General features: G+C 67.7%; 18 protein-coding genes and 2 pseudogenes. 7 read left to right on the top strand and 13 right to left on the bottom strand.

All coding sequences use genetic code 11. The features are described 5' to 3' along the window. The 3 genes and pseudogenes from QH283_RS22185 to QH283_RS22175 all read right to left on the bottom strand — a co-directional run. Nucleotides 1-602 (bottom strand): annotated as a pseudogene (locus tag QH283_RS22185) (hypothetical protein); the annotation flags it as partial. Between the two features lie 184 nt (nt 603-786). Then, nucleotides 787-1,695, bottom strand: a complete 909-nt coding sequence (locus QH283_RS22180; RefSeq protein WP_280504894.1) for an SDR family oxidoreductase — start codon at nt 1,693-1,695, stop codon at nt 787-789. Nucleotides 1,696-1,772: 77 nt separating this feature from the next. Beyond that, complete coding sequence (locus QH283_RS22175) at nt 1,773-2,666, bottom strand: SDR family oxidoreductase (protein WP_280504893.1); 894 nt, start codon at nt 2,664-2,666, stop codon at nt 1,773-1,775. Nucleotides 2,667-2,745: 79 nt separating this feature from the next. Between QH283_RS22175 and QH283_RS22170 the strand changes: the two genes are divergently transcribed. Genes QH283_RS22170 through QH283_RS22155 form a run of 4 tightly spaced genes read left to right on the top strand, consistent with a single transcriptional unit; the run spans nt 2,746 to nt 6,259 of the window. Further along, complete coding sequence (locus QH283_RS22170; protein ID WP_280504892.1) at nt 2,746-3,516, top strand: enoyl-CoA hydratase family protein; 771 nt, start codon at nt 2,746-2,748, stop codon at nt 3,514-3,516. A 6-nt stretch (nt 3,517-3,522) separates the two neighbouring features. Next, nucleotides 3,523-4,407, top strand: a complete 885-nt coding sequence (locus QH283_RS22165) for a CoA transferase subunit A (RefSeq protein ID WP_280504891.1) — start codon at nt 3,523-3,525, stop codon at nt 4,405-4,407. Further along, nucleotides 4,404-5,165 carry a CoA-transferase subunit beta gene (locus tag QH283_RS22160; RefSeq protein ID WP_280504890.1) on the top strand — a complete coding sequence of 254 codons (762 nt, stop codon included), beginning with the start codon at nt 4,404-4,406 and terminating at the stop codon, nt 5,163-5,165. Before QH283_RS22165 ends, QH283_RS22160 begins: the two co-directional genes overlap by 4 nt. Then, nucleotides 5,162-6,259, top strand: coding sequence for an NAD(P)H-dependent flavin oxidoreductase (locus tag QH283_RS22155; RefSeq protein WP_280504889.1), 1,098 nt, complete (start codon nt 5,162-5,164; stop codon nt 6,257-6,259). Before QH283_RS22160 ends, QH283_RS22155 begins: the two co-directional genes overlap by 4 nt. Nucleotides 6,260-6,958: 699 nt before the next feature. Here the strand turns inward: QH283_RS22155 and QH283_RS22150 are convergent. Further along, a complete protein-coding gene (locus tag QH283_RS22150; RefSeq protein WP_280504888.1) occupies nt 6,959-7,198 on the bottom strand; it encodes a hypothetical protein in 240 nt (79 codons plus the stop codon). Then, nucleotides 7,195-7,419, bottom strand: a complete 225-nt coding sequence (locus QH283_RS22145) for a hypothetical protein (RefSeq protein WP_280504887.1) — start codon at nt 7,417-7,419, stop codon at nt 7,195-7,197. The genes QH283_RS22150 and QH283_RS22145 overlap by 4 nt, the downstream gene beginning before the upstream one ends. A gap of 48 nt (nt 7,420-7,467) precedes the next feature. Here QH283_RS22145 and QH283_RS22140 point away from each other — a divergent pair, with 48 nt between their 5' ends. After that, nucleotides 7,468-7,791, top strand: a complete 324-nt coding sequence (locus QH283_RS22140) for a hypothetical protein (protein WP_280504886.1) — start codon at nt 7,468-7,470, stop codon at nt 7,789-7,791. 300 nt (nt 7,792-8,091) lie between these two features. On the opposite strand, the gene QH283_RS22135 is transcribed toward QH283_RS22140, so the two are convergent. Next, on the bottom strand, nt 8,092-8,274 hold the full coding sequence (locus QH283_RS22135; protein ID WP_280504885.1) for a hypothetical protein: 183 nt from the start codon (nt 8,272-8,274) through the stop codon (nt 8,092-8,094). A 173-nt stretch (nt 8,275-8,447) separates the two neighbouring features. On the opposite strand from QH283_RS22135, the gene QH283_RS22130 reads away from it, so the two are divergent. Further along, nucleotides 8,448-8,777 (top strand): hypothetical protein, encoded by a 330-nt coding sequence (locus tag QH283_RS22130; RefSeq protein ID WP_280504884.1) that lies wholly within the window; start codon nt 8,448-8,450, stop codon nt 8,775-8,777. Nucleotides 8,778-8,811: 34 nt separating this feature from the next. Here QH283_RS22130 and QH283_RS22125 read toward each other — a convergent pair whose 3' ends face one another. From QH283_RS22125 to QH283_RS22115, 3 genes are all read right to left on the bottom strand, one after another. After that, nucleotides 8,812-8,979: a helix-turn-helix domain-containing protein gene (locus QH283_RS22125; protein WP_280504895.1), complete on the bottom strand. Its 168-nt coding sequence runs from the start codon at nt 8,977-8,979 to the stop codon at nt 8,812-8,814. 35 nt (nt 8,980-9,014) lie between these two features. Beyond that, nucleotides 9,015-10,322: an NtaA/DmoA family FMN-dependent monooxygenase gene (locus tag QH283_RS22120; RefSeq protein ID WP_280504883.1), complete on the bottom strand. Its 1,308-nt coding sequence runs from the start codon at nt 10,320-10,322 to the stop codon at nt 9,015-9,017. A gap of 94 nt (nt 10,323-10,416) precedes the next feature. After that, nucleotides 10,417-10,968 carry a TetR/AcrR family transcriptional regulator gene (locus tag QH283_RS22115; RefSeq protein WP_280504882.1) on the bottom strand — a complete coding sequence of 184 codons (552 nt, stop codon included), beginning with the start codon at nt 10,966-10,968 and terminating at the stop codon, nt 10,417-10,419. A 125-nt stretch (nt 10,969-11,093) separates the two neighbouring features. Here QH283_RS22115 and QH283_RS22110 point away from each other — a divergent pair. After that, a pseudogene (locus QH283_RS22110) lies at nt 11,094-11,885 on the top strand (SDR family NAD(P)-dependent oxidoreductase); the annotation flags it as partial. A gap of 384 nt (nt 11,886-12,269) precedes the next feature. Here QH283_RS22110 and QH283_RS22105 read toward each other — a convergent pair. The 4 genes from QH283_RS22105 to QH283_RS22090 form a co-directional block, all read right to left on the bottom strand. After that, nucleotides 12,270-12,614 carry a hypothetical protein gene (locus QH283_RS22105; protein WP_280504881.1) on the bottom strand — a complete coding sequence of 115 codons (345 nt, stop codon included), beginning with the start codon at nt 12,612-12,614 and terminating at the stop codon, nt 12,270-12,272. Continuing rightward, nucleotides 12,586-12,807 carry a hypothetical protein gene (locus QH283_RS22100; protein WP_280504880.1) on the bottom strand — a complete coding sequence of 74 codons (222 nt, stop codon included), beginning with the start codon at nt 12,805-12,807 and terminating at the stop codon, nt 12,586-12,588. The genes QH283_RS22105 and QH283_RS22100 overlap by 29 nt, the downstream gene beginning before the upstream one ends. Before the next feature lie 409 nt (nt 12,808-13,216). Then, nucleotides 13,217-13,792 (bottom strand): hypothetical protein, encoded by a 576-nt coding sequence (locus QH283_RS22095; protein ID WP_280504879.1) that lies wholly within the window; start codon nt 13,790-13,792, stop codon nt 13,217-13,219. 51 nt (nt 13,793-13,843) lie between these two features. Next, a partial coding sequence (locus tag QH283_RS22090; RefSeq protein ID WP_280504878.1) for a hypothetical protein occupies nt 13,844-14,051 on the bottom strand: 208 nt, incomplete at its 5' end.

Here is a 14,051-nt window from a genome sequence, read left to right as displayed (position 1 = left end):
GCACCGGGGTTCGCCGCGGGCGGATTAGCCGCGCCGTCCTGATTTACCGGGGCCGCTCCGCTGTTACCGTTGCCCGAGCCGCCCCGGTCGCCTGCATTGCCCCGGTCGCCTGCATTGCCCTGGTAGCCGGAATTGCCCTGTCCGGGATTGCCACCCGCGGGGTTGCCGTTGTTCGGATTTCCGTTGCCGAGGGTGCCATTGCCGTCGGCCTCGCCGCCGGCGTTGCCGGGACTCGCGCCACCGGGATTCCCCTGCCCGCCACTTCCGGCGCCGTCGCCGGAATTCCCGGCGCCGGGTCCACCCCCGCCCGGCGCGCCCGCGCCGGAATTTCCCGGCGCCGCTACATCCGGGTCACCGGATTCGCCCTGGTGCGGATTTCCCTGACCGGGATTCTCCCGCGACTCCCCCGGCGCGGGATCGCCATCGGCCACCGAGCCGTCACCACCCGCTCCGCCCTGCTCAGCAGACGGATCAGCGGCATCGGGGCGGGCGGGTTCGGTGGGGACGGGGCCGGTCGTCGGCCGACCGCCGGTGGGCTCGTGCGGCGCGGCCCAGGCCCCGGCCGACGCGGACAGCGCAATTCCGGCAACAGCACTCGCCACGGCCACGACGCGCCTCGTGCGACCAGCGGCCATGCGCCGGCCTCCCCTCTGTACAGCGGCAATCCCGCCCGATCGCGAACGCGCGCCCGGACGTCACACAATGGGAGCACATACTAATGCGCTACCCGCATGATGTTCGAAGAACGGTAGCAACCGCGCAGAGGGGTGAGGCCGCGGCCTCGGATCAGGCTCCGTACACCGCTTCCGGCGGCGCGGCCTTGGCGATCAGGTCGGCCACCACCGGACCGAGCTCGGCGGGCTCCCAGCGGGCGCCGCGGTCGACGGCCACCCCGTGCCGCCAGCCGTCGGCCAGCGCGACCTTGCCGCCCTCGACCTCGAACACCCGTCCGGTGACGTTCGCGGATTCCGCGCTGCCCAGCCACACCACCAGCGGGGAGATGTTCTCCGGCGCCATGGCGTCGAACCCGGATTCCGGCGCGGCCATCATGTCGGCGAAAACGGTTTCGGTCATCCTGGTGCGCGCCGAGGGCGCGATGGCATTCACGGTCACCCCGTACCGGGCGAATTCCGCGGCGGCGGTCAGGGTGAGCCCGGCGATGCCCGCCTTGGCGGCGCCGTAATTGGATTGCCCGACGCTGCCCTGCAGGCCCGCGCCGGAACTGGTGTTGATCACGCGCGCGTCCACCGGACGCCCGGCCTTGGATTCGGCGCGCCAGTATTCGGCGGCATGGCGCATGGTGGCGAAATGGCCCTTGAGGTGCACCCGCACCACCGAATCCCATTCCTCTTCGGAGAGATTCACCAGCATGCGGTCGCGCACGAAACCGGCGTTGTTGACCAGCACGTCGAGCCTGCCGTAGGTGTCGACGGCCTGCTGGACGAGATTGCGCGCGCCCGCCCAGTCGGCGACGTCGTCGTAGTTGGGCGCCGCCTCGCCGCCCGCGGCGACGATCTCGGCCACCACCTGCTCGGCCGGGCGCTCGCCGGTGGCATCGCCGTGCAGTGAGGTGCCGATGTCGTTGACGACCACCTTGGCGCCCGCCGCGGCGAAGGCCAGCGCGTGCGCGCGGCCGATCCCCCGCCCAGCGCCGGTGACGATGACGACGCGTCCCGCGCAGATCTGCTCAACCATTCCGTTGTCCTTCTTCGTTATGCGGTTTCGTTCCAGTGCGGATCGGGGTCGTCGCCACGGGCCGGGCTCGACGCGGGTCAGGCCCGCCGCTGCTCGCCCGCACCGCTGGTCGAGGCGGTCCCGTTGGCCGCCGGGCTGCCGTCGGCCTGCGCGGTCCCGTTCGTCGCGCTGCCCGTGGACCGGTGCGGCGCGTGCACGTTGCCCGCCGTCGCCACGTCGAGGAAGGGCGGTCGCTCGCCGCCGCCGTGCACCTGCACCATCGCGCCGCTGACATAGGCGGCCAACGGGGAGGCGAGGAAGGCGGCCACCCGGCCGACATCGGCGGGGGCGGCCAGCCGCCCGAGCGGAATGGTGGCGGCCACCGCCTCGATCCCGGCGCGGTCGCCGTAGTGCAGCTCGCTCAGCTCGGTCTCCACCGGGCCCACGATCAGCGAGTTCACCCGCACCTTCGGCGCCCATTCCATGGCCAGCGATTGAGTGAGGCTGTCCACGCCCGCCTTGGCCGCGCCGTAGGCGGCGGTGCCCGGCGAGGGACGGTGCCCGCTGAGGCTGGAGATCATCACGATCGACCCGCCCTCGGCCTGCTCCTGCATGACCGCGTTGGCGGCTTGGGAAACCCACAGCGCCGACATCAGATTCAGCTCGAGGATCTTGGTGTGGAAGTTGACGCTGGCCGTGGCCGCCCGCGCGAACGGCGCGCCACCGGCGTTGTTGACCACGTGGTCGAGCCTGCCGTGGGTGGCGACCACCGTGTCGATCAGGCCGCGCACCGCCTCGGCGTCGCGCACGTCGCAGGGCAGGAAGTGCGCCTGCCTGCCGTCGTGATGCACCGGCGTCTCGGGTTCGCGCCGCGCGCAGGTGACAACGGTCGCGCCCGCGGCCAGGAATTCCCGGCTGATGCCTGCGCCCACGCCGCGCACCCCGCCGGTCACCAGGACGACGCGATCGGACAGGTCGATTTCGAGTGCCACCGTGCTAACCTACCAAGCAACTGCTTGCTTTGCCAACCACCTGCTCTCTCGACAGAGCTGGGTCAACGAAGGGCCTGCGATGGGGATCAACCGTCACACCGAATCCACCGGCATCGCCGTCGTCACGATCGACTACCCGCCGGTCAACGCCATCCCGACCGACGGCTGGTTCGCCATCGCCGACGCGGTGCGCGAAGCCGGGCGCGACCCGGAGACCAAGGTCGTGGTGCTGCGCGCGGAGAACCGCGGCTTCAACGCAGGCGTCGACATCAAGGAGATCCAGAGCAAGCCGGGTCACCAGGCGCTGATCGACGCCAACCACGGCTGCTTCGAGGCCTTCGGCGCCGTCTACGACTGCCCGGTCCCGGTGATCGCCTCGGTGCAGGGCTTCTGCCTGGGCGGCGGCATCGGCCTGGTCGGCAACGCCGACGTCGTGATCGCCTCCGACGACGCCACCTTCGGCCTGCCCGAGGTCGACCGCGGCGCGCTCGGCGCGGCCACCCACCTGGCCAGGCTGGTCCCCCAGCACCTGATGCGCGCGTTGTTCTACACCGCGAGCACCATCACCGCCCAGCAGCTGCACCACCACGGCTCGGTGTTCCAGGTGGTGCCGCGCGCCGAACTCGACGCCGCGACGCTGAAGGTCGCCGAGAACATCGCCGCCAAGGACGGCCGGGTCATCCGCGCCGCCAAGCGCGCGCTCAACGGCATCGACACCCAGGACGTGCACCGCAGCTACCGCTACGAGCAGGGCTTCACCTTCGAGCTGAACCTCGCGGGCGTGGCCGACGAGATCCGCGCCCGCTTCGACGACGACCTCGCGGCCCGCAAGACCGCCAACCAGGAGTAAGGACCGATGAAAGACAAACGAATGTCGCTCGACGACGTGGTCGGCGAGCTGCGCAGCGGCATGACGATCGGTATCGGCGGCTGGGGTTCGCGCCGCAAGCCGATGGCCCTGGTCCGCGCCATCCTGCGCTCGGACCTCACCGACCTGACCGTGGTCACCTACGGCGGTCCCGACCTGGGCCTGCTGTGCTCGGCGGGCAAGGTGCGCAAGGCCTACTACGGCTTCGTCTCCCTGGACTCGGCCCCCTTCTACGACCCGTGGTTCGGCAAGGCCCGCACCACCGGCGCGATCGTCTCCCGCGAGATGGACGAGGGCATGCTCAAGGCCGGCCTCGAGGCCGCCGCCGCCCGCCTGCCGTTCCTGCCCATCCGCGCCGGCCTCGGCTCGGACGTGTTCACCTTCTGGGAGGGCGAGCTGAAGACCGTCACCTCGCCCTATCCCGCGCCGGACGGCAGGTCCGAGACCCTGACCGCCATGCCCGCGCTGAACCTCGACGCCGCCCTGGTCCACCTCGACCTGGCCGACGAGCACGGCAACGCCGCCTACACCGGCATCGACCCGTATTTCGACGACCTCTACTGCATGGCCGCCGAACGCCGCTATCTCACCGCCGAGCGCGTCGTGAGCACCGAGGAGCTGGTGAAAACCGTTGCTCCGCAGCAACTGCTGCTCAACCGCATGATGGTCGACGGTGTGATCGAGGCCCCCAACGGCGCGCATTTCACCTTCGCCGGCGACTACAAGCGCGACGAGAAGTTCCAGCGCCACTACGTCGAGGCGGCCAAGACGCCCGAGACCTGGCAGGAGTTCGCCGAAACCTATCTGGCGGTCTCCGAGGAGGAGTACCAGGCGGCCGTCCGCCGGTTCGCGGAACAGGAGAACCAGGGATGACCAGCACCGAGACCATCACCAGGGCCGAGTACTGCGCGGTGGCCTGCGCGGAGATCTTCGACGGCGCGGGTGAGATCGTCGCCTCGCCGATGACCCCCATGGCCACCCTCGGCGCGCGCCTGGCCCGCCTCACCACCGAACCGGATCTGCTGATGTCCGACGGCGAGGCCCTGCTGCTCGCCGACACTCCCCCGCTCGGCGGCAGCTCCCCCACCGAGGGCTGGATCCCCTTCCGCAAGGTGTTCGACGTGCTCGCCTCGGGCCGTCGCCATGTCGTCATGGGCGCCAACCAGATCGACAAGTACGGCAACCAGAACCTCTCCGCTTTCGGCCCGCACCAGCAGCCGACCCGCCAGATGTTCGGCCTGCGCGGCGCACCGGGCAACACCATCAACCACGCCACCAGCTACTGGGTCGCCAAGCACAGCAAGCGCGTGTTCGTCGATGCCGTCGACATCGTCTGCGGCGTCGGCTACGACAAGGTGGACCCCGACAACCCGGCCTTCCGCTTCCTGAAGATCCACCGCGTGGTCACCAACCTCGGCGTCTTCGATTTCGAGGGCCCCGGCCACTCCATGCGGGCCCGCAGCCTGCACCCCGGCGTCACCCCCGAGGAGGTCGCCGAGAACACCTCCTTCGAGATCGCCGGTCTCGCCGAGGCCCCGGTGACCCCGGACCCGACGCCCGAGCAGCTGCGCATCATCCGGGAAGTGCTCGACCCGAGGAAGATTCGCGAGAAGGAGGTGCCGTCCACGTGAACGCACCGGCACCGCGGCTGCGCACCGCCCTGACCGACCTGGTCGGCATCGAGCACCCCATCGTGCAGACCGGCATGGGCTGGGTGGCGGGCCCCGGCCTGGTCTCGGCCACCTCGAACGCGGGCGGCCTCGGCATCCTCGCCTCGGCCACCATGACCTACCCCGAGCTCGAGGCCGCGATCGCCAAGACCAAGGCCCAGACCGACCGCCCGTTCGGCGTGAACATCCGCGCCGACGCCTCCGACGCCGGTGAGCGCATCGACCTGCTCATCCGCGAGAAGGTCGCCGTCGCCTCCTTCGCGCTCGCCCCGAAGAAGGATCTGATCGCCAAACTGAAAGACGCGGGCGTGGTGGTCGTTCCGTCGATCGGCGCGGCCAAGCACGCGGTGAAGGTGGCCTCCTGGGGCGCCGACGCGGTGATCGTGCAGGGCGGCGAGGGCGGCGGCCACACCGGCCCCGTGGCCACCACCCTGCTGCTCCCCTCGGTCCTCGACGCCGTCGACATCCCCGTGGTCGCCGCGGGCGGCTTCTTCGACGGCCGCGGCCTGGCCGCCGCCCTCGCCTACGGCGCGGCAGGCGTCGCGATGGGCACCCGCTTCCTGCTCACCCAGGACAGCAGCGTCCCCGATGCCGTCAAGCAGGAATACCTGAACCGCCACCTCCAGGACACCGTCGTCTCCCTCAAGGTCGACGGCATGCCGCACCGGGTGCTCAACACCGAACTGGTTGATCGCCTGGAGCATTCGGGCAACTGGCGCGGGTTCGTCGCGGCGGCTTCGAACGCGGCGAAGTTCAAGAAGATGACCGGCATGAAGTGGTCCACTCTGGTCCGCGACGGCCTGGCCATGCGCAAGACCAAAGACCTCACCTGGTCCCAGGTCATCATGGCCGCCAACACCCCCATGCTCCTGCGCGCGGGCCTGGTCGAAGGCAACACTGAAGCAGGGGTCCTCGCCGCCGGTCAGGTCACCGGCATCATCGACGACCTGCCCACCTGCAAGGAACTCATCGAGCGCATCGTCGACGAGGCCGAGGAGCGCCTCGACGCCCTCGCCGCCCTGCGCACAGCCCCTGGGACGGTCGCTCCGAACTGATCTCGGGCTTCACCACCCAGACGGCGGGCCTGCACCGACTCGAGACGCGGGCTCGCCGTCTCGTTGCACAGACATGTCGGAGCCGACCGTCCGAGTACGGCGTGAGCTGTCCCCAGGCGCCCAAAGATCGACGACACCGGTCGACCTACTCCCCACCGGGCCGGGGCCGGCCCGCGCTCACCAATCCTGCATTGCGGCCCGAAGTATCGATTCGGGATCGCGCCGGAACGCTTGCCGGAGATCACGATCCCCAACAACGGAGCCGTTCTCGCGAAGATCGCCTCGAAGGAATTCATGACATCGCATCCCGCGCGGTCGACCCGAAGAACCCCCGGAGACCACTGAACTCGTGCGTCGCTGGTCAGACCCGGCCACGACGCCATCGGCCATATCCGATGGCAGGCCCGCGACGAACGGCCGTGTCCACAGCCTGTGCGCGACTGTCGGTCGTTCGCCGCTGTCGATGAGGTCGAACGACGCGACTCGGACTTCGATCAGGGTGGTGGCCGGATCGTCCGCAGCCAGAGGCGACCTGATCCCGGAACCTCTGAAGGTAACCCCAGAGCTGCCCCGTCGGCCTGTCGGCGGGCAGCGTCGCCAGATGCACGGCGAGCGTGCAGACCAAGAGCATGCCTGATCGGACGGCGGTAACGATCGACACCAGTTCGGTGGGGCGCGGCGGCCCGGCCGGAGCATGGTCTACCAGTACGACCAGTGACGCCGCTGGTTCTGCTCGATCAACTCTTCCTCGGTCAGATCATCGTCTGTCGGTTCATGTGGCTTCACGGGATCTACTGATGCTGCATACGGGCGTTCGGAGGCAAGGTCGAGCGCCTCGACGGCGGCCGCTATGCGTGAGTCCGCGCGAAGTTCGGAGAGGCGCTCGCGCACGTTCGTGCGAGCAAGCTCCAACGCCTCCCGCGCGAGTTCGGTGATCAATGCGCCCAACTCGGCGCCAGTGTGACGCTCTCGTCGATGCGAACCGATTCCAGCGTCCCGTCCGCCAGAACATCGACAGCGACGCCGTAGCGCGATGCGCTGGATCGGTCCGTCATCAGGGCCCGCTGCACCGAGTCGATTCGGTTGGTGATCGGATCGATGTCACCGCTGTTCGGGTACAACTCGAGTACACGCTCCCCCGGGATCTCTGTTTCGATCATGCTAGCGGGCCAACCTGTCCGACGGCGATACGAGTTCTAGGGGGACGGATGTCAGATCTGTTCGTGGGGCAAGTCGAACTCGAGGGCATGATCGGCCTGTTCGGCCAGGCGCAAGGCGAGCTGGCTGCGGTGAAGGCGACTACCCACATGTGGGATATCGATGATGCGCTGCAGGGCTCGGGGCTCGGACATGCCTTCATGAAGGCCGGCGCTCGGGCTGAGCTGAGTGTTCGCGGCGTGAATGTTCAACTCAAAGAGATCAGCGACTCGGCTGGGATCTGCATCGCCGAGTACAACCGTCAGCAGGCGGAGCAAGCGCAGCGGATCGCGGAATTGTCCGATGCCGGTCTCGGGGAAGCCGGACCACGATGAGCTGGGTTCCTCCGACCAAGTCGCAAATCCGTAGCTGGACATTCGACGCGCTCACGTCACAAGCCGACGAATGGAGTCGGTGTGCGCAGAAGATCACCGAGCAACGCGACGTGATTTCTCATCAGCTCGCTGATTCACCTGGTTTCTGGCGCAGGGACGCCGGCGATTCGATGCGATGGAAGGGGGACGAGGCAAAGTCTTCGCTGTCGAAGGTGGTGACAGCCTTCGAGGACGCGAAGCAGATCACTTCCACATCGTTTCAGCGCTCAGCTCCGCCAAATCCGTTGCAGTCAGCGCCATTCAGGCCGCGGAAGACGCTCGCTTCACCGTTGACGAGACGGCTCGGTCAGCTATCCCGAAGATGCCTTCGCCTGGTTGATGACGGAGAGCGAGATCCACAATCCGATTCTCGCCCGGATGGTGTTGACGCGCATGGCGAATCAGTTCGAAGAAGACATCAAGAAACGTCTCACCGAGGCTCATGAATAGCAATCCTGCCCACCGTAGTCTAGTTCGGCTGGTACTCGGCTCCGCCGTCCTGCTCCTTCTGACCGGATGCGGACCGGCATCCTCAGACAAGTTTGTGGTCGTGGAAGAAGAAAGTCCCGCGCTCGCTGCGGCATTCGATCGGATCAGGGACTCGCGGCGAAGCGCGGTTGGGCGAACTGATCGACGCAGCCGGAATCCCGACCGGCAGTTGGGACAGGATGTACAGTTTCCGGTCCGCCACCAGCGAGACCATCAACAACCGTCTTCACACCGACGGGCTGCGCTGGCGCGGTTTGCCGATGACGTCCGACTCTCTCGTGCAGGTGTTCGTCCGGGATGGTGAAGTCGTCTACGCCTACAGTGACCACAATCCACGGTATGCCGTCTCGAAATACGCGACTCCGGGCTCGAGAGTGGAAGCCGTCGAGCGGAAGGTCGGCGCGAAGCCGGACGGTGAAACCTATTGGAGCGTCGCGATCGAGGAATTCACCGAGTAGCCGCTCGCCGCAGGACGAGTGCGCTGTTGCGCTTCTACGTACCGGAACCCGACGCGCGAGGAGCGGGGGCCGTGGCGAAGCGGCGGCGGTAGGCGGTGGGGGTGGTCCCGTAGACAGCGGCGAAGTTCTGCCTGAACGTGACGGCACTGCCGAAACCGCAGGCAGAGGCGATGGTGTCGACGGGCCACTCCCGGGGGTACATCACGGCCGGTCACGATCGGACCGGCCGTGAGCTGTTCAGGACCGCTGATCCGACAGGGCCGGCAGTTCGAGGTTCTCGCGGAAGGTGCCACCGCGATATTCGGTGCCGACGATCCCGCGCCGCCGCAGTTCGGGCAGCAGGCCGTTGGTGAGGAAATCGCGGGTCCGGGGGTCGGCGAGGCCGCTGAGTCCGATGAGGTCGAGCACGCCCGCCTCGTAGCGCTCCTGGATCGCGTCGGCCAGCTGTTCGGGCGTGCCCGCCGCCGCCCAGTGGCCGGTGTCCTTCGAGGCGACGATCAGCTCGCGCAACGTGCGCCCCGACCGGGCGAGCTTGGTGAAGATCTCCACCCGCCCGCGTCGCCGGTTCACCGATTCCACGGTGGGAAGCAGGGATTCGGGCAGCGGCTTGTCCAACGGCAGGTCGGTGAGATCGACCCCGCCGCCGAGCATGTCGGCGAGCCGGAGGCGGCCTTCCGCGAAGTCGGTGGCCTCCGCGCGTTCGCGGACCAGGCGCGCGGCCTCGGCTTCGGTGGCGCCGAACGTGGCGTGCAGCGAGCTGAAGATGAGGGGCAGCCCGTCGGGGCGGCCCAGCTGCCTGGCCCTGGCCCGGATGCGCGCGGTGTAGTCCAGTGCGTCGTCGAGGGTGGCCAGGGAGGTGAACACCACCTCGGCGAAGCGGGCGCCGAGTTCGATCCCGCCCGCCGACTGCCCGGCCTGGAACTGCACCGGCCTGCGTTGCGGCAACGGCGGGATGTTGAGCGGACCGGCCACGGAGAAGTACCGGCCGCGGTGGTCGATCGGCCGGACCAGGTCCGCGTCCAGCTTCGCCCCGCCCGCCCCGTCGGGGACCAGCGCCCCCGGCTGCCAGGAGTCGAAGAGCTTGTTCACCACCTCGATGACCTCGGTGGCGCGGCCGTAGCGCTCCTCCGGGCTCGGCAGCTCCTCGTCGCTGTAGTTCTCCTCCCCGAGCGAGGAGGTCACCGCGTTCCAGGCCGCGCGGCCGTTGCTCACGTGATCGAGCGTCCCGAACAGCCTGGCGAGGTTGTAGGGGTGGTGGAAGGTGGTGGTCACGGTGGCGATCAGCCCGACGTGTGAGGTGACCGCGCTCAGTGCCGCCAGATAGATCAACGGCTCCTGCGCGCCGATGGCCCCCTGCTTGCCGAAGCTGAGCAGATCCGCCGCGAACAGCGCGTCGAAGGTGTTGTCCTCGGCGATCCTCGCGACCTCGAGGGCCGAGGCGAGCGTGGATCTGGCCGGGTCCACCGCCGCCGCGTAGATGTCCTCGCCACCGCTGACCCCGGTGACGATCTTCAGTGACCTGCGAAGTGTGCTCTGCTCTCCCACCCGATCGACGGTAAGCCGGACGGAAAGGGGCGGAACAGATTTGGGTTCGGGATGATTCGACGGGAATATGCTCGCGCGGCGACAGGAACGCGGTCTATCCGGTGGTCGGCGGCCACCGAGAGGCCAGCACCTCACACACCGAGCGCTGCTCGCCCTCGTCCCGTGTGTGCATCAACAGGCCCTCGACGGTGAACACGGCGATCATCACCTCGGCGTCGACGGTCTCCGGCGGGACACCCGCCGCTTCCAGTTCGGCACGGAACAGACTGCCGGTGAGCAGATGGAAATTGTGGTGCCACTCCGCCACCGTGGCCGAATGCGGCACGCGGGCGTGCACGGTGGTCACCAACCCGCGCATCTCGGTCAGCCGCCGCACGATCCACAGCACCCGCGCCGCGATCGGCTCCCCCGAGACCGCCTGATACAGCGGCCAGATATCGGCCATGACGTCGGACAGCACCGCGACGAGCACATCGTCCTTGTCGTCGAAGTACCAGTAGATCGTGTTGGCCGCCACGCCGGCTTCCTTGGCCAGCCTGTTCATCGACGTCGCGTCGTATCCGTCCCCGAGGAACAGCCTCCGCGCGGCCGCGACGATCTCCTCGCGCTTCTCATCGGCGGCCTGCGGCCTCTTGTTCCGCGCCATCGAAGACGTCACCTCCGCACCAGATCCGGTCTTGAATGGCATTCAAGATGCTGCTAGCTTGTTGAACGCCATTCAAGATACCTGGGTGCAGGTCCACCCACGAGACAACGGACGGGCGATCAGCGATGACTTCGACCACTCGACGCACAGCCCTGGTCACGGGCGCTTCCGCGGGCATCGGAACCGCGTTCGCCCGGCATCTCGCCGCGGCGAACCACGACCTCATCCTGGTGGCCCGGCGCGCGGAGCGGCTGGAACAGCTCGCCACCGAACTCCACCAGCGGCACGGAGTACGCGCCGAGGTCGTCGCCGCCGACTTGAGCGATCCCAAGGCTCCCGCCGCGATCATCGACCGGACGAACGAACTGGACATGCCGGTCGACGTCCTCGTCAACAACGCGGGCCTGTCCTCGGGCACCAAGTTCTCCGACACCCCCTGGGAGTCGGTCGCCGCCGAACTCCAGCTCATGGTCACCGCGGTGACGGAGCTGACCCATCGCGCGATTCCCCATATGAAGGCGCGACGCTGGGGGCGAATCGTCAATCTGTCGTCGCTGGCCGCGGTGTCGCCCCCGGGAGAAGGCCTGCTCTACACCGGGATCAAAGCCTATGTGCTCAACATGTCCCAATCGCTGGACATGGAACTCAAGCCCCACGGCATTCATGTGACTGCACTGTGCCCCGGTTTCACGCGCAGCGAATTCCACGACGTCATGGGCACCCGCGACGCCGCCGACCGGTTGCCCGGATTCATGTGGCAGCAACCCGAAGACGTCGTCCGGGAAGGCTGGAACGCGGTCGAGGCGGGAAAACCCGTCTGCATTCCCGGCGCCTTCAACAAGGTGTCCGCGGCCACCATGCGCCCCATTCCCGGACGCATCGGCTACATTCTCGGACGCACATTCAACCCGTTCAAATCACGCGGCCGGTCGCGGCGCGCGCTTTTCCGGCGAACGCGCCCGGCCATCCCGCGCACGACGCTGTCGGCATGCAGCGCTCCGGTGAGCGATGAGACGCGAGCACAGCCAGGCCAGTGGCCGAAATAATCTGTGATGGTTCGGGATTGGGGTTCCAGCCCCGCACCCGGGGAACGACGGCCTCCGGCACGACAAGTGTGTTGCTGGGTGAGAGCGCGCACCAGGAGACCGGTGCGCGCCTCGGCGCCCCGGGCGCCTACTCGCGCGACGTCTTCCGGGGCCGCAACCTCGAGGTCAAAGTCACTGCCAACGGCGACGACCTGAGACGGTGGCCCCCAATGTCTCCGAACGAGCCGAGAAGACCGCGCTCACCGTCGCCTGGTGTCAGTCCTGTCTGCCGGTGTTGTGTAACTGGTCGCCGAGTTCGTCGATCCGGTGTTGGTAGTCCTCGGCGGTAATCTGACGAACCTCGAACCCGGGTGTGGTTTCGCGGCCGTCGAGGTGGCGGCGGGTCAGTTCCCAGTGTTCGGCGACATAGGCGGGGTCTTCCAGGCGGCGTTGGGATTCGGTGACCAGGGCGGTGATCGCGGCGTCGCGGTCCGGCCCGATGACCCACCAGTCCTCGCCGGGGTAGTAGGCACGGACGGTGCCGTCGGCCTGGTCGACGAATTCGGGCCGCTGGATGACGTGGGTGACCGGTTCAGGGCCGGGCTGAGGGGCCGGGTGCATAGAAGATCTCCCTCGATCCGTCTTCGTTGTGGACGTAGCAGACGTACTGCATTCCTGGGTGCCCGACGATCGGGCCGGTGTACTTGCAGTCGATCGTGGCAGGTGTGGCGCTCGCCGGTGCGGCCGCGATCGCGATCGGTGCGACAGCCAAGATTCCCGCGGTCGCCACGATCGCCAGGACACGTACTCCCATGATGGTCCCCCCTTGTTGTGGCCGAAATGCTCGGTCACAGGGATTGGACGTCGACCGGCCCGATCCGGTTCCCGATACTTCGCGGCCGTGCGAGGATTGCACCGTCTGGTCGATCACCCGGCGCAGTGCAGGGGGCGGGTTGTGGAGCGTGCGACAGTCTACCGCTGGAACATCCGCAATGGCACCGGTGTGCTGACGCGGACGGACGGATCGCTGGCCTGGTTTCACATGTCCACGGTGGACAAGGGGGACGTCCTTATTCTGGCTGAAGGCGATCCAGTCGATGTCGAGATCGAAGACCTTCCTCGAGGGACGTACGAATGTCGAGCGGTTTTCGTGCGCAGACGCATCGAATAGGAGTCATCGTGCCGCCGTTGACTTTGCCGGCTTCCGAAGCCGAGTTCAGGCGTCAGTCGGCAACCCGAACCACGACTGCCTTGCGGAGCTTGCCGTGGAACCTCTCACCGACCTCGTAGTCGACAGGAACTCCGGGACGGATCATCGACAGGTCGCCATCGAACTCGTGCTCCGAGAACCACACATCTCCCGCAGGGTCGGCAATGGCCCCGACGAACCAGTAGCCCAGCCACCACCGGACGACCCCCTCGAGGGAACCGTCCGGCCGGTGCGCGGTACCCGCGTGCCCGTAGGGCACTACCACCGCAGGCTCGCTTTCCCGATACCACCCCGTGTCGCCGGGAACCAGCGGCTGGTCGCCATGCCCGGGGTCGTCGGGCCAGATCATCGCGGTCCGTGAAAGGACATCGTCCTGAATGTGGCCGGCCAACTGGCAGGCAACGGACTCCGGTGGAACTCCGGCGTTGGGGCGATATCCCATCTCGACTCCCAGTTCGGGAATCCGTATGGCGATGGAATCGCCCAGCCGGCTATCGGTTTCAGCGTCGGTGAATACCTCAAATCCGAAGGCATTCGTGAGGTCATCAGCCACCAGCTGTGCTCCGGCGACAGCGTTGGGCTCGATCATTTCAGCGATTTTGCCACACCACCTATGGAACCCGGCACCGGTTGAGTGGGGTCACATACAGATTCCTGCCGGCGGCATGGGCCGCCTCGACATGGACACATAACCGGAGTGGTAACGGGTTACGCCGTCGCGGTAGCGGCGAAACGCCGAATGCAGGTTGTCGTCTTCGACGTTCCACTGCGGGCCCTCCGGCGCAGCGCCGTTGATGTACACGGTCCAGTCATACCGTCCCGGAACATCAGCATTGACGGTGATGAAC

This window comes from Nocardia farcinica, assembly GCF_029867845.1.
Lineage (GTDB): Bacteria > Actinomycetota > Actinomycetes > Mycobacteriales > Mycobacteriaceae > Nocardia > Nocardia farcinica_A.
This window is presented reverse-complemented; position numbering and strand designations above follow the sequence as displayed.

Coding starts and splice junctions, on each gene's coding strand:
- QH283_RS22165 (WP_280504891.1), top strand. CDS start 3,523: ATGAAAGACAAACGAATGTCGCTCGACGACGTGGTCGGCGAGCTGCGC.
- QH283_RS22125 (WP_280504895.1), bottom strand. CDS start 8,979: ATGTACCCCCGGGAGTGGCCCGTCGACACCATCGCCTCTGCCTGCGGT.
- QH283_RS22115 (WP_280504882.1), bottom strand. CDS start 10,968: ATGGCGCGGAACAAGAGGCCGCAGGCCGCCGATGAGAAGCGCGAGGAG.
- QH283_RS22180 (WP_280504894.1), bottom strand. CDS start 1,695: ATGGTTGAGCAGATCTGCGCGGGACGCGTCGTCATCGTCACCGGCGCT.
- QH283_RS22170 (WP_280504892.1), top strand. CDS start 2,746: ATGGGGATCAACCGTCACACCGAATCCACCGGCATCGCCGTCGTCACG.
- QH283_RS22100 (WP_280504880.1), bottom strand. CDS start 12,807: ATGGGAGTACGTGTCCTGGCGATCGTGGCGACCGCGGGAATCTTGGCT.
- QH283_RS22105 (WP_280504881.1), bottom strand. CDS start 12,614: ATGCACCCGGCCCCTCAGCCCGGCCCTGAACCGGTCACCCACGTCATC.
- QH283_RS22160 (WP_280504890.1), top strand. CDS start 4,404: ATGACCAGCACCGAGACCATCACCAGGGCCGAGTACTGCGCGGTGGCC.
- QH283_RS22145 (WP_280504887.1), bottom strand. CDS start 7,419: ATGATCGAAACAGAGATCCCGGGGGAGCGTGTACTCGAGTTGTACCCG.
- QH283_RS22135 (WP_280504885.1), bottom strand. CDS start 8,274: ATGAGCCTCGGTGAGACGTTTCTTGATGTCTTCTTCGAACTGATTCGC.
- QH283_RS22095 (WP_280504879.1), bottom strand. CDS start 13,792: ATGATCGAGCCCAACGCTGTCGCCGGAGCACAGCTGGTGGCTGATGAC.
- QH283_RS22140 (WP_280504886.1), top strand. CDS start 7,468: ATGTCAGATCTGTTCGTGGGGCAAGTCGAACTCGAGGGCATGATCGGC.